The organism is Streptomyces sp. NBC_00691 (assembly GCF_036226665.1).
GTDB lineage: Bacteria > Actinomycetota > Actinomycetes > Streptomycetales > Streptomycetaceae > Streptomyces.
Genome location: NZ_CP109007.1, coordinates 8,226,214 through 8,243,771, shown reverse-complemented (window position 1 = coordinate 8,243,771; position 17,558 = coordinate 8,226,214). Strand labels below are relative to the sequence as shown.

18 protein-coding genes and 2 pseudogenes are annotated in these 17,558 nt (G+C 68.9%); 12 read left to right on the top strand and 8 right to left on the bottom strand.

The window, feature by feature from the left end:
• Window positions 1-151: 151 nt before the first annotated feature.
• Window positions 152-526: a VOC family protein gene (locus OG392_RS36960; protein WP_329286892.1), complete on the bottom strand. Its 375-nt coding sequence runs from the start codon at window positions 524-526 to the stop codon at window positions 152-154.
• 456 nt (window positions 527-982) lie between these two features.
• Window positions 983-1,657 (bottom strand): LysE family translocator, encoded by a 675-nt coding sequence (locus OG392_RS36955; RefSeq protein ID WP_329286890.1) that lies wholly within the window; start codon window positions 1,655-1,657, stop codon window positions 983-985.
• A gap of 646 nt (window positions 1,658-2,303) precedes the next feature.
• Between OG392_RS36955 and OG392_RS36950 the strand changes: the two genes are divergently transcribed.
• On the top strand, window positions 2,304-2,780 hold the full coding sequence (locus tag OG392_RS36950; protein WP_329286888.1) for an ATP-binding protein: 477 nt from the start codon (window positions 2,304-2,306) through the stop codon (window positions 2,778-2,780).
• A gap of 868 nt (window positions 2,781-3,648) precedes the next feature.
• Here the strand turns inward: OG392_RS36950 and OG392_RS36945 are convergent.
• The 4 genes and pseudogenes from OG392_RS36945 to OG392_RS36930 form a co-directional block, all read right to left on the bottom strand.
• Entirely contained in the window at window positions 3,649-3,786 is a 138-nt protein-coding gene (locus OG392_RS36945) for a hypothetical protein (RefSeq protein ID WP_329286887.1), read from the bottom strand.
• Between the two features lie 582 nt (window positions 3,787-4,368).
• Window positions 4,369-5,352, bottom strand: a complete 984-nt coding sequence (locus OG392_RS36940; protein ID WP_329286884.1) for a GNAT family N-acetyltransferase — start codon at window positions 5,350-5,352, stop codon at window positions 4,369-4,371.
• Between the two features lie 127 nt (window positions 5,353-5,479).
• Window positions 5,480-6,157: pseudogene (locus OG392_RS36935) on the bottom strand (PP2C family protein-serine/threonine phosphatase); the annotation flags it as partial.
• Between the two features lie 20 nt (window positions 6,158-6,177).
• The gene (locus OG392_RS36930; protein WP_329286883.1) at window positions 6,178-6,843 is read right to left on the bottom strand and encodes an HSP18 transcriptional regulator; all 666 of its coding nucleotides are present in this window, start codon (window positions 6,841-6,843) and stop codon (window positions 6,178-6,180) included.
• 129 nt (window positions 6,844-6,972) lie between these two features.
• On the opposite strand from OG392_RS36930, the gene OG392_RS36925 reads away from it, so the two are divergent.
• From OG392_RS36925 to OG392_RS36915, 3 genes are all read left to right on the top strand, one after another.
• Window positions 6,973-7,407, top strand: coding sequence for an Hsp20/alpha crystallin family protein (locus OG392_RS36925; RefSeq protein ID WP_329286881.1), 435 nt, complete (start codon window positions 6,973-6,975; stop codon window positions 7,405-7,407).
• A gap of 110 nt (window positions 7,408-7,517) precedes the next feature.
• Entirely contained in the window at window positions 7,518-7,913 is a 396-nt protein-coding gene (locus OG392_RS36920; RefSeq protein ID WP_329286880.1) for a DUF2267 domain-containing protein, read from the top strand.
• Between the two features lie 61 nt (window positions 7,914-7,974).
• Window positions 7,975-8,421, top strand: a complete 447-nt coding sequence (locus OG392_RS36915; protein ID WP_329286879.1) for a DUF2267 domain-containing protein — start codon at window positions 7,975-7,977, stop codon at window positions 8,419-8,421.
• Between the two features lie 303 nt (window positions 8,422-8,724).
• On the opposite strand, the gene OG392_RS36910 is transcribed toward OG392_RS36915, so the two are convergent.
• Window positions 8,725-9,111, bottom strand: a complete 387-nt coding sequence (locus tag OG392_RS36910) for a hypothetical protein (RefSeq protein WP_329286876.1) — start codon at window positions 9,109-9,111, stop codon at window positions 8,725-8,727.
• A 146-nt stretch (window positions 9,112-9,257) separates the two neighbouring features.
• Here OG392_RS36910 and OG392_RS36905 point away from each other — a divergent pair, with 146 nt between their 5' ends.
• From OG392_RS36905 to OG392_RS36885, 5 genes and pseudogenes are all read left to right on the top strand, one after another.
• Entirely contained in the window at window positions 9,258-9,881 is a 624-nt protein-coding gene (locus OG392_RS36905) for a hypothetical protein (protein ID WP_329286875.1), read from the top strand.
• A gap of 43 nt (window positions 9,882-9,924) precedes the next feature.
• A pseudogene (locus OG392_RS36900) lies at window positions 9,925-10,693 on the top strand (transposase).
• Between the two features lie 685 nt (window positions 10,694-11,378).
• Window positions 11,379-11,738 (top strand): endonuclease domain-containing protein, encoded by a 360-nt coding sequence (locus OG392_RS36895; protein ID WP_329286873.1) that lies wholly within the window; start codon window positions 11,379-11,381, stop codon window positions 11,736-11,738.
• Between the two features lie 706 nt (window positions 11,739-12,444).
• Window positions 12,445-12,735: a hypothetical protein gene (locus tag OG392_RS36890; RefSeq protein WP_329286870.1), complete on the top strand. Its 291-nt coding sequence runs from the start codon at window positions 12,445-12,447 to the stop codon at window positions 12,733-12,735.
• Between the two features lie 521 nt (window positions 12,736-13,256).
• Window positions 13,257-13,574, top strand: coding sequence for a hypothetical protein (locus tag OG392_RS36885; RefSeq protein ID WP_329286869.1), 318 nt, complete (start codon window positions 13,257-13,259; stop codon window positions 13,572-13,574).
• Here the strand turns inward: OG392_RS36885 and OG392_RS36880 are convergent.
• Window positions 13,569-14,357, bottom strand: a complete 789-nt coding sequence (locus OG392_RS36880) for an IS5 family transposase (RefSeq protein ID WP_329287679.1) — start codon at window positions 14,355-14,357, stop codon at window positions 13,569-13,571. The two genes, OG392_RS36885 and OG392_RS36880, sit on opposite strands and share 6 nt — an antisense overlap.
• Before the next feature lie 425 nt (window positions 14,358-14,782).
• On the opposite strand from OG392_RS36880, the gene OG392_RS36875 reads away from it, so the two are divergent.
• The 3 genes from OG392_RS36875 (at window position 14,783) to OG392_RS36865 (ending at window position 17,191) form a co-directional block, all read left to right on the top strand.
• Window positions 14,783-15,214 (top strand): DUF5958 family protein, encoded by a 432-nt coding sequence (locus OG392_RS36875; RefSeq protein ID WP_329286867.1) that lies wholly within the window; start codon window positions 14,783-14,785, stop codon window positions 15,212-15,214.
• Window positions 15,215-15,441: 227 nt separating this feature from the next.
• Window positions 15,442-16,434 (top strand): DUF2716 domain-containing protein, encoded by a 993-nt coding sequence (locus OG392_RS36870; RefSeq protein WP_329286863.1) that lies wholly within the window; start codon window positions 15,442-15,444, stop codon window positions 16,432-16,434.
• 58 nt (window positions 16,435-16,492) lie between these two features.
• A complete protein-coding gene (locus OG392_RS36865) occupies window positions 16,493-17,191 on the top strand; it encodes a restriction endonuclease (RefSeq protein ID WP_329286861.1) in 699 nt (232 codons plus the stop codon).
• Window positions 17,192-17,558 lie beyond the last annotated feature (367 nt).

The window sequence follows — 17,558 nt, the reverse complement described above, 5'->3', positions numbered from 1 at the left end:
GCTGTGACACGCTGGAAGCGCCGTACATGGCCGTGCCAGGGCGTGAGGTTGGCGTGCGGGGGCATGGTCATCACCGGGGCTCCGCACGAGGTCACACCTGGACCGGTGATCGTCGCCCGGTTGGCGTGAGAAGGCGGATTCCGGTGAGCGTTCAGGCACCGGGCAGGAAGAGGCAGAACAGGTGCCCATGGGGATCGCGGAGGACCCTTACCCTCTGCTGAGGCTGATGCTCTTCCACCGTCGCTCCCAGAGCGCAGGCTCGTCCAGTTTCCGCTTCCAGGTCGTCGACTAGCACGTCCAGATGCGCCTGCATCTGTTGCGTGCCCGGCCGAGGTGGCCATACCGGAGGCAGGTGATCGCTCTCCAGCTGGAAGCTGAGGCTGGGGCGGTCTCGCCCGTGCTCCTTCAAGCGCACCCATTCCGGACCGCACTCCACTTCCTCCCACCCCAGCAGGGCCCGGTAGAAGTCGGCGAGCGCGGGAGGGTCGGGCGTGCCAAGGACGAAGGCGCCGAGTGTCGTGGTCATCCTGGCCTCCTACCCCGCCTCAACCAGAAGCCGCAGACTTGCGGTCGGGAGCCGGCAGGCAGCCAGTGACGGCTCAGCACACTGTGCACGGCCTGCGTCTGCCCCGTGCGCCCCATGGTTGCGCAGGGGGCAGGCGCAGGCGAGGGGACCAGACCGATCGGGTGCCCGGGGCCGGGTGCCAGAGCACCACGCAGGGCATCGGGCTGAACCGCACGTATCCTGGCGTCAGCGCGAATTCTGCGTATCGGATACGCCGTCCGGAGCCACCGCCAGCATCACGAATGCCCCTGCACTGGGGCACAGGGGACCAGGCTGCGGGGACATCGGGAGCGACGACCGGTCGGCGCCCGGGCCAGGCGGGAGGGATCCGGTTGGGACACCATGCCTGGCGCCGTCTGCGCCGTGCCTGGGCGTGAGGTTGAGGCGCAGGGGGGCGGACCTCACGACACGTGGGTTTCAGGCGATGGCGGCGACGCTGATGCCAATGCCGATGAAGAGCCAGCCTGTCGTGAGTTCCCAGCGGTGGCGGAACTTCGGTCGGGCAAGCAGCGATCGGAGTCGTGTGGCGGCGGCGACCAGGGCGTACCAGTAGACGACGCCGATGAGGACGTCGAGCGTGCCGAGGAAGAAGATCTGCCCGGTCATCGAGCCACCCCCGTTGACGAACTGCGGCAGGATACTGAGAAAGAACAGGGCTGCCTTGGGGTTGAGCACGTTGGTGAGGAAACCCTGTGTGAAGCCTGCCCGCCACCGGCCTCCGGAGGCCTCGACCTCCGCGAGGTTCTCCGGCTTCGGACCGTGCTCGGGGCGGGTCGGCGGCGCCCCTGCGGCTGAACGCTCACGTGCGGCTCGTCGGGCTGCCAGCACGGTTCGAACCCCGAGATACATGAGGTAGGCCGCGCCAAGCAGTTTGATGGCGTCGTAGACCACAGGTGAACGCGCGGCCACCAACGCCAGGCCGGTCGCGGCGGCGAGCATGTGCAGGCACAGCCCAGCCTGGGCGCCGACCGCCGCCGCACGGCCCTTCAATGGGTGTTCGGCCGCCGACCGGAGCACCACGAGAAAGTCCGGGCCCGGCACGAGGTAGGCCACCAACACCACGCCAAGGAACCCGACGAGGTCAACCGACATCCGTACTCCCTTCGTCAGCCCCAGGGACGGTTCTACCGGTGGGGGTGGTCAGTCCTGGATCCACTACAGGCACCGGCCCGATGGGTTGGCGCGCAGACGAGGGAGGTCTGCCCCCCGTCACCGAGGCGACGGATCTGTGGACTATCCCGGAGCCCTGCTCCAGTTCTTGCCTCGCGGTCAACGGCGGCAGGTACTGAGCCAGGTCGGACCTGCCGGAGTCCTGCGCATGTATGGCGCATCCCATCCTCCACTCATGCTTCACCAGCCGCCTTCCATGCGCCCGCAGCCGGTTCTCGTGTGTACCACCTGTGCCAAGGGACACCGCGCCCCAGCGTGTACGGGCGAAGTCGCGGACCTACGCGATCAGGCGGGGCTCGCTTCGGGGCCGGTGTCAGAGGCGAATTCCGAACGGAACGAGAAGCGCTGCCATTCCGCCGTACGTGGCCAGCTGGAGCTGAAGCACAAGCCGGGCGAGGCCTGCGGTGGTCGGACGCGCACCATCGCCGGACAGATCCACCACACTGTGCACCCACCGCATCAGGGTGAGACCCGGCAGGCCGGATCCTGCTCGTCCGGGGAGTGCCGTGAAGTTTCCGGGGTAACCGTGTCGTGCGCAGATCGGCGCTTGGGACGTGAGGCGGACTGTATGGACAGGGCTGGGCAGGACAGGGGCCAGCAGTTTCTTGTGGAGCGTTGTCCATCGGTGTCCGCCGCGTTCGAGGGCAGCGAGGGCGAGGAAATCGGCCTGGCCCGGGACCTGGCCCGCGGCTTTTTGACCGAGGTGCAGGCCGTGCACGGGCTCCCGGTATCCGTGGACGTCATGGGCACGGTGCTGCTGGTCGTGAGCGAGATGGTGACGAACGCCCGGAAGTACGCGCCCGGGCCCTGTCTGCTGACCCTGGAGGTCAACGAGGGCGCCGTCGAGGTGACCGTGTGGGACAGCGCCCCGACGCTGCCCATGGCGCGAGCCGGGGATCCGGGTCGGGTGGGCCAGCACGGCCTGGAGATCATCATGGCGGTCTGCCGGAGCGTGGAGATGCACCGCGAGCCGGTCGGCAAGCGGATCAAGGCTGCGATCTCCCTGTCCGACGACCAGCTCGGTGACGCCGCCCGCCCGCTCTGACCGCGCCGCCGGCCCGTACGCCACGGTGGCCCGTAGACGGTGTGGGGGTTGTCAGGCAGCGTTCTCAGGTACGGCGCCGCCGGGCGACCAAGCGACCGAAGCACCGCCAACAAGCCTGGAGCGCCCCGCCTGTGCGGTGCCGTTGCGGTACCGGAGAGTGGCACCATCAGGTGAGGGGCTTGTTCCGGTCCCCCAGAAGAAGCCGGCGTCGCCTGATGCGCAACCCGGACCGGTCTCCGGCATCCACCAGGCTGCTCTCCGCCGCAGGAATGTGCGCGGACAGCGACACTAGGACGTCATGGCAGCAACACCCCGTGAGTTCGCCGAGCGCCAGGTCTACTGCCATCTAGCTGGAGCTGCGTGTCCCGGTGTGACGCAGCCCTGACGGGTCCACTGTCGAGTGGCAGAGATCTTCCGCCCACCTCTCAGTGGAGTGTGATCGATGAACCTCAGAACTGCTATGGCCGTGAACTCAACCACCGAGCCTGACGGCAAGGGGGTCTTTGTTACTCCGAGTCCCTGACGTTCCCGGCATCAGTGCTCATGATGGGCCTACCGCCTGCCCGGGATGCCTTCGCACGTCGTCACCGGGCAGGCGTAGCTTTTCGCCCCCTGTAGGCCACAGGCGCTGCGGCGAAATGGGCCGCTGGTGCGGGTGCCGGGTCTTGCAGCCCTATATACCGGCGCAGGCCTGGCAGACCTCTGCCCGCGTCCAGACCTGGCCGACGGCCGGGTTGTGGACGGGTCGTAGAACACGAGGTGGGTACCGCTCATCAGGCGCCCACCACGTCGTCGTCACGGTCGTGATTGCCGGCAGGGGTGTGGCCGCGGGCGACGCGGGGGCGACTACATTGCCGGAGGCTGCCCGCTAGAGGGGCGCGGCCGACACTCCTGTCAGAGGGGCCAGCTCGTCGTATGTCTTCTCCACCTTCTCCCGGCGCAGGTGTTCGGCGCGCTGCCCGTGTGTGGGCACGTCGAAGGTGACGGGGTCTGCGCTGCCTCCCATGTCCGCCGCGCTACTGCTGCGGGGTTGTTCAGGGCAGAGGAGGGCGGCAAGGCTCCGGCGTTCGGCCACGACGGCGATGGTGACAGCGCCAGGGGCGGCCGCCCTGCCTCAAAGTCAGCCAGCGGCGCATCTTTGCCCTTTCGCATGCGCTCGGGAGCTCGCGCGCATCAGCCACCCCCAGCACCAGACCACGCTGGCGCGGTCCACAGCCTTCCTGGCCCGGACCGCTGTAGGCATTACATCCACCAAGCCGACGACATCGTGGCCCCGTTCGACCGTGATCCAAACACAGGGGCCATGCGGCCGCCTCGGCGGGCCGTGCGGGCGGGGCCAGGGTGGTAGTTCGGGGGACGCCCACGCAGCCGCTGGTGAGGAGGCGGCCAGGAGGAGGACCGTCGTACGGCGGGGGTGCATGGTGCCCGCGCTGCCGGACCTCGGTCGGGTCTGTGGGCGGCGCGGCCCGGGCCCACCGTGACGAGTGACCGGAGGGTCGGCGGTGGACGTGGCAGCGCCCCTGCCCTCTGCTGGGGGGAGATATTGTCAAATCCTGTGGACTGATCGGACCGCCCAATGACCGGCCGGTCAAGCAAGCGGCTTGCGGTAACGGACGTACTCGTTCTGCCGCCGGAACCCCACACTCTCGTAAAGATCGTAGGACCGGTGCGGGTTTGACGTGCCCGTGAACAGTCGAGCGGTCGTTGCACCCTGTCCGCGAAGGCTCCGCAGCCCGTCCAGCAGCAGGGCCCGGCCGATTCCGAGGCGTTGCTGGTCCGTCCGGACACTCAGCTCTTCGACCTCGCCTACGGTGTGGTCGTGACGGCGGATGCTGCAGAGGGCGACGCCGACCATGTCCTGCCCGTTCCATGCAGCCCTCCAGCATGCCGGGGCGGCGGTGCCGACGAAGTCCTCGAATGGCCATTTCTGTGTGAAGCCGGTGTTCGCATACGAATCGACGACCGTCCTCCAGGCGGCGCGGTAGTGGCTTGACTCGATCGGGCCCGTCCGTATCCCGGCTGGCAGTTCGCTGCCCCGCTCGGGCAACTGCTGCAGATCGCCCAGCTCCAGCTCGACCAGGCTGAAGACGCGTCGGTAGCCGGTTGCGAGCAGAAGCGCCGTGGCGTCCTGCTCGGAGGCCATGGCGTTCGCGCCGATTACTGCCGCCCGCGCCGTTCCATGCTTTTTGATGAGCCGGCGGATCCGTTCTTCGGCCCAGCTCAGCATGGCTGAGCCAATGCCTTGGCGGCGATGCTCGGGCAAGAGGTAGCCGCGGTGAAGGTACAGCCACGTGTCGTCCCGCTCTTGCCACCATCGGATCGTCGAGTAGCCGACGACGCTCCCGTCATGCACCACCAGGATCTGGTTCTTGGACGGCTCCTCCAGCCTGGCAGAGGCTTCGGCGATCTCGGTCGCTGTCGGGAGCCCTTCCACAACCGAATGGGCGTCGGCCTGGTCCCGTTCAGCACAACCCAGCCGCACCGCGGCCATGGGGCCGTGGTCTTCGTCGCCGCGATACGGCTGGAACCCGAAGCCGACCGGAAGGTCCTGCCCTGGCGCGCTATTCGACATGGTCGGATGGTCTCGAACTTCGAGGTAGGCCTGCCACCCTATTCATGCCGCGGTCGTCTGTGGCCGTTCGACGAGTTGGCCGCGTTCGAAGCGGGCTCCGGCACGGACGAGGTGATCGTGAGCGGGCTCATGTCAGGTCTTCGCTTGCGGGGGTGGAAGGGGCGGCCGGCACGCCGAGGGCGAGCAGCGCGGTGTCGTCGTCGAGTCCGTCGCGAAGGAGGCCAGTGGCGCGGACAGGGTGGTGATGAGGGCTTGCGGGCCCGCAGGGGTGGGGGTGGCGGTAAAGGCGCGCAGAGCGTCCTCGCCGTACAGCTCGCGGTCGGGTCCGGTGCGGGCCTCGGTCAGGCCGTCGGTGTACAGAAGCAGGGTGTCCCCGGGCAGCAGCCGGGCGCGGGCGGCGGAGAAAGACGCCTGCGGCAGGACCCCGACGAGCATCCCGCCGGGGGTGGGCAGGTGGTCGGCGCCGCCGTCCGCGCGCTGGATCAGCGCCGAAGGGTGACCGCCGGATGCCAGGTGCACCTCGACCTGGTCGTCGGCGGGTTGGAGGACGCCGAATATGGCGGTGCAGTAGCGACCCTCGCCGCTGGTGTATCGCTCGTGCAGCACCGTGTTCAGCGTGGTCAGCACGTTGCGGGGGTCGGCGTCGTGCAGGGCGGCGGCCCGCAGGGTGTAGCGGGCCAGCGAGGTGACCGCTGCGGCCTGGGGGCCCTTGCCGCACACGTCGCCGAGGAAGAACGCCCACGGCCTGCGTCGAGAGGGACAGGTCGTAGAAGTCTCCGCCCAGCAGGCCGGGAGAGGCCGTGTGGCCGGGCGGCTGGGTGCGGTTCACATGCCGCGCTGGTCGTGGCTGTCGCGGCGGAGCTGTTCGGTGTGCCGGGTGAGGTTCTCGACGCGGTCGGCGAGGTCTGTGGCGACCGGCCGCAGGTGGGGCCGGGTGGCGGTCAGGGGTTCCAGGAGGCGGGCGGGGTCGCTGTCGGCGAGGGCCAGGTCCAGCTCACCGACGGCGTCTTGTGCACCGGGCGGCAGGTCGGTGAGAGAGGTGATCTGCGCGGCGAGGCGCCGCAGGTCGGCTGCGTTGTCGCGGGCCCAGGCGGTGACGGTGCGATCAGCGGCGCGGGTGTCGCGGGTGGCCTGGATCCGTTCCTCGCCGGTGCTTCCCGGGGTTCCGGGGCGCAGGCGCAGGTAGCGGCGTTCGGCGGCTTGGCGGCTGGCGACGCCGAGGGGTCCGGCGAGGTCTGCCCAGCTCGCGCCCTGGTCGCGGGCGGTTTCGATCAGCCCGCTTTCCCAGCTGGCGAGCTGTTCGCGGACCTCGCGCAGCATCAGCAGTGCGGCCAGGGCCGGGTGTGGGCCGGCGTCGGGTGGCGGTGCCGTGGTGGCCGGCGTGGGGGCGGGGGGCTGCTGGGCGACCTTCATGGACTGGGTGATGGCTTCCAGCGCCGCGGCGGCGGCGGGGAAGGAGACGGGTGTGGTGGGCGGGGTGGCTTGGCTCACGGGGTACCTCTTCGTTGTGTCATCCTCCAGATGACTTCCGACTTGTCATCGTTCCGATGACATGTTACAACGGTGGCACGTTGAAGCGCATTGGCAGTTTCTGCCTGAACCAACTGGAGGTGTTTCGCGATGTTGATGCGCACCGACCCGTTCCGCGAGATGGACCGGATCGTCCAGCAGCTGTCGGGGACGTCAGGCACGTGGTCGAAGCCGTCGGTCATGCCGATGGACGCCTACCGCGAGGGCGACGTGTATGTGATCGCCTTCGACCTGCCCGGGGTGAACCCGGAGGCGGTCGACATCGACGTCGAGCGGAACATGCTGACCGTGAAGGCGGAGCGCCGCCCGGTCACGCAGGCCGACTCGGTGAAGATGGAGCTCTCCGAACGCCCGCTGGGTGTCTTCTCGCGGCAGCTCGTGCTCGCCGACGCCCTGGACACTGAGCGGATCGAGGCCGACTACGAGGCGGGTGTCCTGACCCTGCGGATCCCGATCGCCGAGCGTGCCAAGCCCCGCAAGATCAGCATCGGCGGGGAGTCCGGCCGCAAGCAGATCTCCGGCTGAGTCCTCCAGCGCCAGCCGAACAGCGGAGGGCGGGGAGGATCCGCGTCCACCCGGCGCCCCGCCCTCCGCACCCCCGTTGCGCCCTTCACACCGGTCCCTGAGGTGACGTGATGTCGATGCACAGGGAATCCTTTCTGGCCCACGTCCAGCAACGCGGCGAGTACCAGACCCCGGAAGAAGCCGATCGCGTCGCCCGCGTCGTCCTGGCACTGCTGGGCGCGCACCTGGTCGGCACCGTGCGCGCCGACCTGGCCGCCCGGCTCCCCGAGACCTACGCCCTGATCCTCCTCAATCCGCTACAGGCGGCGGAACCGCTCTCGCCCGAACGCTTCGTCCGCGCGACCGCGGCCTGGATCGAGGGCGCCACGGAGAAGACCGCCCTGTGGGACATCGGCGCGGTCCTGTCCACCACGGCCGCAGCCGCGGGCGACGTCCTCACCCGCGAGGTCCTGCTCCAGCTCCCGCCCGGCTACGACCTCCTCTTCGGACACCCCCAGCCCACCTGACCACCACCCGGACGCCACCCGCGCACGGCGGCGTCCTTCGCACAGAGAGGCACCCGCAGCCATGTACGACCAGCCCCGAGCGAACCGGCCCCAGACAGCCATGACGTTCGACCAGATGCTGGAACGCGTGCGCTACGAAGGCGCTTACCCCACCCGCGAACGAGCCGCGGAATCCGTTCACAACGTCCTGGCCGCCCTCGGCCGGCAGCTCACCGGCGACGAACGCGTCGACCTCGCCCAGTGCCTGCCCGTCGAGGCCGCCCTCACCCTCACCGCTCAGATCCCCGACACCACACCCCTCACCGGCTGGGGCTTCGTCAAGGACCTGGCAGAACGCACCGGAGGCACCCCGGCCACCGCCCGCTGGGACACCGGCGCCGTATTCACCGCCATCACCCCCCTCGCCGGCCCCGACCTCATCACCCGGATCCTGCACCAGCTCCCCGACGGCTACCCCCTCCTCTTCGGCCAGACAGACCTGCGCCGACCCCAGCCGACCGCCGCCTGACCGACCGGCCGCAGTCCCGGCCGGGGCACGGCACCCGCCCCTGCCGGGCCCGGCTGTCTCTGTTGCATCCGGTGCTGCCCTCCGGGACGGGAGGGCGCTCACGGTCTTCTCGCCGTCCGCCCGGAGAGTCACGGCAGTGGTCCGCGCGACACGGTCGCTCATCGGTCAGCAGAAGCCGCCCGTCCCGCCGTACAGATCAGAGGCGCGCATCCACGCTGCGCGGGAGCTGTGATCGCGTACGACCACCTCGATGGCGTCGGGTTTCGGGCGCAAGGTGGCCCACACCGTTCGAACCTGCCAGGCTTACGGGCGGGACATCATGACCCGCGTCCGCGCGCGCCGGACGAGGAGTCCGTCGGAGCCCCTGACCGCGAGCCCCGGGCCGACCGAGGTCGCATACGCGGTTGCCGGGTCGCCCGCCGGTACCCTCAGCCACAGGCCCACACCGCCGTCCCCCGCGAGTCCCCAGACGACGGCCGCGACGTCCTCGCTCATCGGTACCGCGGAGAGCCACTGGACGCCCGCCGCAGGCATGACCGCACGGCGGCTCAAGTCGAAACCCGGGTCCGCAAGGACGGCGTCACTGAGCATCCCTTCGAGCATCTGCCGCATGTAGGCGCGGGCGAGCTCATCGCCTTGGCCCTCGCACGCCGCGATCTGCTCGACATCGCCGCGCACGTAGGCGGCCACCAGGTCGACCGCACGCCCAGACCGGCATACCTCGAGTTCATCTGCCGGAGAAGCGCGGCAACTGGCTAAGAGCTGTCCCGTAACTGGAGGGCTCCCGTGCCGATCCCGGATCGGACCGTGTCAGTGGCTGATGACAGGATCGAGGCGTGCTGATCACGGGATACGACGTCGGCCCGTTGGTGCCGGGCGAGTCATTGCTGGTCCATCCGGGCTTCTGGTCGAACTACCTCCTGGCGATGTGCAGCGACGGGGGGTGTCCCGAGCGCCCGCTTCCCGAGTGGTTCGGCGAGGACGGCGCCGATGTCGATGCCCTGTCCGAGGTCCTCTTCGATCCTGAGCACTGGCCAGCGTTCAGGGTGCCGGCAGAAGACAGCCCCGGAGCCGTGGTGATCTACCGCAACCTGGATGGCGATTACGGCACCGACTACCTCCTCACCCATCCAGGCAGAAGCTACGCCGAGCAGATCGCCAGCTGGGACGGAGATTTCTCGGGTACTGGGCTGACATGGCACGAACTGATCCGGATCGCTGAGAGTCCGTCGCTTGCGGACGAAGGCGTCCAGGACGCGGCCACCCGCTTTCTGCTGCTGCTTCCCCTCCTCACCGACCCGGACGTGCCGGAAACAGCATCAGCAAAGCTCATCGCCGCCCTGACCGCAGTCGGCGCGCCGCAAGAGACTGCCTCCATCGCGGCGGAGCACCTCCTCGCCCATCTCACGAAGAGATCCCGACACGACCCCACATGGGCGTCTCCGCTGAGCGGCAGCTGAGAGGTGTGCCGAGTCACCAGTCACCCCATGAAACGATCTTGGTATGGCTGGTGTAATCACGGCGTCGGAATCTTCCTGGATAGCCCCGTTCTCCGGGCTGAGCCCTCGCCTTCGGGAAGCTGGTGACGGTTCTGCGGCGTCAGGGTGCGGACGCGGTCCGCAAAGGCCGGCCGTGGAGTCTTCCGCTGGAGGACCGGGCCCTGCTGGTCGCGGCCTACTGGCGCACGAACCTCACGATGCGGCAGCTCGCTCCGCTGTTCGGAGTGTCGAAGTCGGCGGCGGACCGGATCATCGACCATCTCGGGCCGATGCTCGCGCTCCATCCCCGCAAGCGGTTCGCGAAGGACGCCGTGCTCATCGTGGACGGAACCCTTGTCCCCACCCGGGACCACACCATCGCCGAGCGGTCGAAGAACTACCGGTACTCCACCAACCACCAGGTCGTCATCGACGCCGACACCCGCCTGGTCGTCGTGGTCGGCCGACCGCTCGCCGGGAACCGCAACGACTGCAAGGCATGGGAGGAGTCCGGCGCCAGGGCCGCCGTCGGCAAGACCATGACGATCGCCGACGGCGGATACCCGGGCACCGGACTCGTCATCCCGCACCGCCGGCAGCGCGGCCAGACCGAACTGCCGGACTGGAAGGAGGAACACAACAAGTCCCACAAGCAGGTCCGGGCCCGGGTCGAGCACGTCTTCGCCCGCATGAAGACCTGGAAGATCCTCCGCGACTGCCGCCTCAAGGGCGAAGGCGTCCACCACGCCATGCTCGGCATCGCCCGGATGCACAACCTCGCCCTCGCCGGATAGGAAGCGGGCCGCACGGCAGCCCACCACGCTTGAGACGACCAGAAGATCATTTACGGGACAGCCCTTAGCGTCTACAACCGACGCGGCTGCGGGGAACACCAGGGACACGAACCGCCGCATGGGTGAGCCGCGCCCACCCCACCCGCGGCGCCCCCTCCACCCAGCCACAGCGCACCCCTCACCAACAGGCACCACGTCAGAGCCGCCCTCACCGGCCTGATGACTGTCCTGACACCGGATCGCTGATACTGACGAAACGGCTCCCGGCCTCGCTCCTGCCCGGCACGGCGAAGCGCTCACCGGGCGCCGGTGGCGACAAGGCTGCAGTCCTTGCCGATCCCCAGACGTTCACCCCGGCGACCGAAGGTCCTCACGGGCCGTGAAAGTCGCCCCGTTTGCGCGAACGTCCCGGCTGAGCTCCGGGCTTTCGCCAGTTGAGTGTCGACAGGAGCAGGACGACAGAGCGGCTGTGTCCCCGCCCGCCTGCTCCCCGTGAACCGCAGCGGTGGGCGGCCTCTAAAAGAGCGTTTTATCCCGTCTGGGGTGTTTGGTAAGTCGCCCAATGTCGGCGGTGTCGGCGTACACGTGAACGCACATAGCTGCGTACGGATGAACGTGCAGAGTTCTTGATGCGCTGAGGTCCTGCACCACTGCGAAGTCGTCGCCATCAACGGCCCCAGCTGAGGTGCCAGTGCACCTTTCTGCCACGCAGGCGGTCCGGCGTTGGCAAGCTGGCGCCTGCGCGATGTGCAGCGCGCACCCTGAGCGGCTACTGGTCGACCACTGTCACCGGACTGGTCTCGTGCGGGGCCTGCTGTGCACCAGTTGCAACACGTCTGAGGGGGTGCGGAATGTGCCATCGTTCGTCGCTTATCGGGAGCGGCCCCCTGCGGTGATGCTGGGCCTGGATGAGCAGTACGGCTCGGCCTGGGACGGTTTTGGGCTCGACCCGGCAGAGCGGGGCCAGCGCAACGCCGCCCACGTCGACGCTGCCGAAGCCCTCTTCGGAGGAATCGCTGACCGATTCCGACTGGGGAGAAAGTGACCGCTCACGAGGACGCTGTCGGCGTGCCACAGGCGTTGGCTACTTCTGGTTCGAGGGAGGCTCTTCCCCGAGTTCGAGCCTGAGCTTGCACACCTTGAGGCCGGCTGCGCGTCCTCGCATGGCCTGTCCGGTGTCGTAGGTGATCAGGGTGACTGGGCTGCCCGCCAATGTCTGAGCTGCCACAGCTCTGTCGACGATTTCGTCATCAGTGATGGGAAGCCTTGGATGGCCGGGGGGATCGAAGAGACTCGACCGTCACGGGCCCTCGCGGCGTCGGAATGCGGCCCGTGGGGTCTGTGACCTTGTCGTCTTGGGCCTTCAGGAGTCCCGGCTGTGATGGGTCCTCGCTGAGGATGCGGTCCAGTACGGCGAGGGTGTAGCCGGCTCTGTATCGCACAAGCGGTTAGCTGGCTTGCGGCAGGCCGCCCTCCATCTCGAGGACGTAAGCGAAGCGCCAGTGGGACGTTAGAGGAGAGGGCGAGGATATCCACGTCGGGTGGCAGGGGGGTTGGTTCTTCCCGCTCCCCGACATGACCACGCCACTCGGCAAAGGAATATGGACATGCGCGGATTCAAGAGTGCCCTCGCGACAGTCGCGGCTTTGGCCGCTTTCGCGGGGGTGGGGGTCGCGGCGTCGCCGGCACAGGCGGCGACCTACTGCTCGACCAAGGGGCAGACATACATCTGTGAGTACGGCGTCTCGACCATGAGATTCGCCAACGGGACGAAGGAGGAGTTCGTCGTCGGTGCCGATCACGCGGTGTGGACGAACTGGACCAGGTCCGACGGATCCTGGAACGGCTGGATGTCCATGGGCGGGTGGGTCCAGAGCCGCATCTACGCGACCCCTGAGCAGGAGAACAGCACTTCGCTCCTCTACATCATCGCCACCGGCTCGGACGGCAACGACTGGGCCCGTGTGCGCCACTCCAACGGCTACTGGACCAGCTGGCAGCCCCGCTGCTTCGCCATCCCGGAGGGCCATAACTGCGCGTAACCGGCGGGGCGAGCGGTACTCGCCCCGACCACCGCACGCGGTCCACGGGGTGTCACTGGCGGCGGACCGCACACCGGCGCGGCGCGTAGCACGGATCATCGAGGAGCCTTTCGAGGAATGTGGCGCGGAAGTGGCCTGGCAGGGTCGAAGCTGCGCATCTGGTCGCGGCCGGTGATCGGCTCGGCCGCCCGGCTCCCGCGGCCTGCAACGGCAACTTGGGGTGCCGGTCCGCAGAGCGGGAACAGCAGTGCCGGGGCCTGCAGGTGGCCGCGGTCCCACCTTCTGGCTCCGCGACTTGCCCCCGCCCTCCCCGCAGGCGGAATCGGCCGGGAGGCGGCCGGTGCCCGGCGTGGCGGCACTGCCCGGGGCCGCCCAGTCCGTGGGGCGGGAGGCGCAGCCTGGTTGTGCGCCGCATCCTCCCGCCCCACGGCGTCCTCGGCGGCCGGGGGCCCGAGGCGGCTGTGGGCGGGCGTAGATGGGGTGGCACCTGTTGCCCGAGCGACCCGTATGGAGCCGATGACGTGAGCCCCCGCACCGCCCCGAACCTGCCCGATGAGGGCCTGGCCATCGGCTTCCAGCCGTATTTGCCCGTGGAGATGCGCTGGGAAAGGGCGGTCGCGGACGGCCTTCACCTCGACGTTTCCCACGCCTTCGGCATCTTCGACAGGACGCTGTGTGGAGTCCAGCAAGTCGGCATGTCGCCGTCTGATTACGGATGGCTGCCGCAGCTGGGGAATGCCTGTCGCGCTTGCCGGGAAGCGGCGGGTGTCATTGATGACCGCTGGCCGCAGGCTATGAGGGGCGAGGACGCGCGGGTCAGTGTGGCCCGGCGGCTATGAGTCCTTCCAGTTCGGAGTCGACTCTCGTGTGAGCCTGCGGCTCATCAGGTCGATCATCGCGAGGCGGATCATGGCTTCGGAGCGGTGCGGGTGGGTTTCGTAGTCGCGGGCGAGGCGGCGGTGATTCATAAGCCAGCCGAACGTCAGCTCGACGACCCAGCGCCGCGGGATGGCCTTGAAGCCCTTCTGGCCCGGGTCGCGGCGGGTGACCTCGACGTCGATGCCGAGGGTGGCGCCGTGGTCGATGGCCTTGGTTCGATAACCGCTGTCGGCCCATGCCTTGGTGATTCTGGGGTGGGCCTTGGCGATGTGCGAGAGCAGATGGATACCACCGGCGTTGTCGGAGACGCTGGCCGCGGTGACCCAGACCGCGATAAGGAGGCCGAGGGTGTCGACGCCGATATGGCGCTTGCGGCCCGCGATCTTCTTACCCGCGTCGATGCCCTGGCCAGTGGCCGGGACGTTGGCGGACGTCTTGATGCTCTGGGCGTCCAGGACGCATGCGCTCGGTTCGGCGTCCCGGCCTGCAGCCTCCCGGACAAGTCGGCGGAGCAGGCCGTTGAGCTGGTCGAACACGCCGTCCTTCTGCCAGGCGGCGAAGTATCCATAGACGGTTTCCCACGGAGCGAAGTCGTGGGGAAGGTAGCGCCAGGGGATCCCGGTCCGGTCCACATACAACACCGCGTCCATGATCCGGCGCAGGTCGTGCTCGGGCGGCCGCCCGATATCCAGGCCCTTCCCTCGCCGGTCGGCCCGCCAGGCCGACACAATGGGCTCGAGCAGTTCCCATCAAGCATTGGACAGGTCACTCGGATACGGGCGCTGTCGAGACATGTTTCGATAGTTCCGCCGAGCGACATCCCGCCACAGGGCGCAAACGGGAGTGAGTGGGGGCGTCTCGGGATCAGACAGGAGCGAAAGGGCGGAAACGTGCCCGGTAATGGCGTCAGCCGCCCCTCACGTCACGGATAGCGACCCTGACCTCGGCAGTCCCAGCCCGGCCTGCTACCCAGAAGACCGCCAAACACCCTGGACGGGATAAAACGCTCTTTAAGTGCTGCGGGGCACATGGCGAGCTGCGGAGTGGGGAGTCCTGCGGCACTGCCAGATCGCGGGAGCGGCTTGTTCCCGGTTCTCGCCCGCGCCGTCTCGAGTGCGGGTACCGGACCTTCGCCCGGAACAGACCGGCGTCGTGAAATCATCGAGCGATGACCGAACCGACCAGCGCCGACGGCCGCACCTTCCGGCGCGAGACCGGGCGGATCGTCAACGAGATCGCCCAGGGGTTCCGCACGTTGGACGCTGGTGTGAGCTGGTTCTCCGGCCTCGTCCCGACACTCCAGGAGATGGTTCTGCAGGAAGTCGCCGGCCATGCGATGCAGGCGCACATTACTGCTGCGGACGGCCATGCGGGGGTGGCGCGGTCAGGTGTGAAGCCCACGGCCAACCCCTCGGTAATGATCTGCATGGACCCGCCCCGCTACGGGTTCGCGGGCCTGCCCTCCGACGAACACGTCAAGGCGTTCCGCGTCCTCGTTTCCGTGTTCGCCGTCACTGACACTCGCCGGCGCGAGACGAACTGCAAAGGCGCCTGCAGACATGCGTGGCACAATCTGACGGCGGCAACCGAGCAGCCATAGCATCGGGACTTCCGGCTCTGGCCGGGCTGGCTGGCTGGCTGGCTGGCTGGCTGGCTATCAAGCGGCCCCTCCCGAGTGGCATACGTCCGCAGTTCAACGCGCGGCGGGCGGGGAGAAAATGAGCACCTCTCGGGAACCTCTGAGCACCACTGGGGAGGTACAGGGCTCTGACCGGAGTCCGTGAACGATCTTTCAGTGGCCACCAGGCGGATCGGTAGGATCGTCGGATGATCGGAGATCCCGTAGTCGTGCTGCCGGAAGTCGAGTACCGACGTGTATGGGACCGTTTCTACGAGGACTTCAGCTTCCGTCCGAGTATGAGTCCGATCAAATGGCCAGCCATCGAGGAGCCCGTCGCTTCGGTGACCTGGAGCCTTGCTGCGCTTGATGATGATCCGGGTGATGAGCGTCTGGACCGCCTCGTCGCGGTCGTCGAGCAGGGGCTGTCTTCCTGCGCTGGCCCGACGGGTACGCTGCTCGCCCTCGACTGGCAGCACACGTCGTACCGCTTCGCACCGCAGGAGGTCGGCGGTCCTGGGCAACCGGCCTGGCCACTGAGCCCGTATCCCGACGGGGACTACTTCATCTTCCTTGCGGAGGACTTCCGCTTCGGCAGTTTTGGCCACCCTTGGGAAGAGTCGCTCTGCCTGTTCGGTGAGGAACTCCTCGACGTCGCGGCCATGGAAGTCGACAAGCTTCTTGGCCCGCCGATCCGCAGGTCGGGCAAGACCGCAGGCCCGGCCTGGTCCTGGGCCCGGGCTCAGGATCTCGCGAGAACACGTGCCCGCAGCCGTTCAGGACCCGGCAGTCGTCCAGCCGTTTCCGCCCCCGCAGGGACTCAGGCAGCAACGGCCGTACGAACTCTGGCGTCCTCGTCGGTGACGTCGGCCTCTTGGGTCTCCGTGTCCAGCGTCGCCGCCGCCGGTAGCGTGGCGGCCCCACGGCCCAGGAGGGCTACCCGAGGGCCGGCGGGCCAGGGGCCCTCGCCGAGATCCCGTGCCGCACCCGTCACGACGGCGGTGCGTCGCCGTAGATCCCATATGCGCGCGGAGTGGCGGAGGCCGGCCGGCTCCGCCCGGACGGGTTTCGAGGGCGCGTTCACGGATAGGCGGCGTCCGTCGGGAACATCGACTTCTCGGAGGGGACGCCGCGGCACCGACCCGTGGCCCGGAGCGACACGGCCCCGAAACCTCTCCGGGGCGGGGGTTCGGCGCGCGTGAGCCGTCGAGCTATGAGGGGAGGGCCCGGATGAAGGCGGCCGGGGAGGACAGGCGTGGGGTGAGGCGCCCTTGGGCGCGCGCGTGGCGCGACTTGGTGCTGGCGGTCGGTCTCCTGGGGATATGCGCAGGCGGGCTGGCTCTCTTCCTCAAGACGGCGGAAGTGGCGGGAGACCGCAGACCGGGTGTCCTGGCCGCTGTTCTCGTGGCGGTCGCCGCCCTGGGCGTCCTCGCGGTGACCCGGCGCGGAAGGGCACCCGTCCAAAGCCGCGCGAGCGCACGTCCCGCCGGTCTGCCGGACGGCCCGGCCCCCGCCCCGGACGTGCCCGACGTCGGAGCCGGGGCCCTCGATCACGAGGCGGTCGACGCCGACGGCTTCGAGCACGCGGTCGCCGCGCTCTGCGCGCGGGACGGCTGCACCGCGGTGAAGGTGGTCGGCGGAGCGGGTGACCTGGGCGCCGACGTGATCGCCGTGGCCCCGGACGGACGGCGGGTCGTGCTCCAGTGCAAGCACTACGCGCAGAGCAACCGCGTCGGCTCCCAGGACCTACAGAGGTTCGGCGGCACCTGCTTCACCATCCACGAAGCGGATGTGGCCGTGATCGTGACCACCAGCTCGTTCACGGCGCCCGCCGCCGAGTACGCGGCCACCTGCGGGATCATCTGCGTGGACGGCGAGGCGCTGGCCGCGTGGACGGACCAGCTCACCCCGGCCCCGTGGGACGCACTCACCCCGGACCCGACGGCACCGGTCGCCTGAACCCCCGGGTCACCTGTCATCGGCAGCCCCACGGCGGCGGCGCCGAGGGCCTTGAGCCTGTTCCCCAGCCGGCGGTCCGCTCGGTGGCGCTCTGCCCCCACCAGGGGTCCCCGCGTTCACCGAGCACGGCAAGCCAGGACCGAAGACTCACCTGATCACCGACCGCGACGGACGGCCGCTGTCCCTGAGCAATTTCCCGACCGAACATGCACGACAGCCTGGGCCTGGAGCCGCGGTGCGTGGGATCCCGCCAGTCCCCTCCCGCCGCGGCCCGCGCCGCCGACGCCAGGCGAAGCCGCACGCCGGCAAGGGCTGTGGCTACGGCCCTCTGCGTCGGTGGCGCTTCGCATCCGGGGCATTCGCCACC

Coding starts and splice junctions, on each gene's coding strand:
- OG392_RS36870 (WP_329286863.1), top strand. CDS start 15,442: ATGATCGGAGATCCCGTAGTCGTGCTGCCGGAAGTCGAGTACCGACGT.
- OG392_RS36940 (WP_329286884.1), bottom strand. CDS start 5,352: ATGTCGAATAGCGCGCCAGGGCAGGACCTTCCGGTCGGCTTCGGGTTC.
- OG392_RS36945 (WP_329286887.1), bottom strand. CDS start 3,786: ATGGGAGGCAGCGCAGACCCCGTCACCTTCGACGTGCCCACACACGGG.
- OG392_RS36920 (WP_329286880.1), top strand. CDS start 7,518: ATGTCGATGCACAGGGAATCCTTTCTGGCCCACGTCCAGCAACGCGGC.
- OG392_RS36955 (WP_329286890.1), bottom strand. CDS start 1,657: ATGTCGGTTGACCTCGTCGGGTTCCTTGGCGTGGTGTTGGTGGCCTAC.
- OG392_RS36925 (WP_329286881.1), top strand. CDS start 6,973: ATGTTGATGCGCACCGACCCGTTCCGCGAGATGGACCGGATCGTCCAG.
- OG392_RS36875 (WP_329286867.1), top strand. CDS start 14,783: ATGACCGAACCGACCAGCGCCGACGGCCGCACCTTCCGGCGCGAGACC.
- OG392_RS36915 (WP_329286879.1), top strand. CDS start 7,975: ATGTACGACCAGCCCCGAGCGAACCGGCCCCAGACAGCCATGACGTTC.
- OG392_RS36960 (WP_329286892.1), bottom strand. CDS start 526: ATGACCACGACACTCGGCGCCTTCGTCCTTGGCACGCCCGACCCTCCC.
- OG392_RS36890 (WP_329286870.1), top strand. CDS start 12,445: ATGAGATTCGCCAACGGGACGAAGGAGGAGTTCGTCGTCGGTGCCGAT.
- OG392_RS36950 (WP_329286888.1), top strand. CDS start 2,304: ATGGACAGGGCTGGGCAGGACAGGGGCCAGCAGTTTCTTGTGGAGCGT.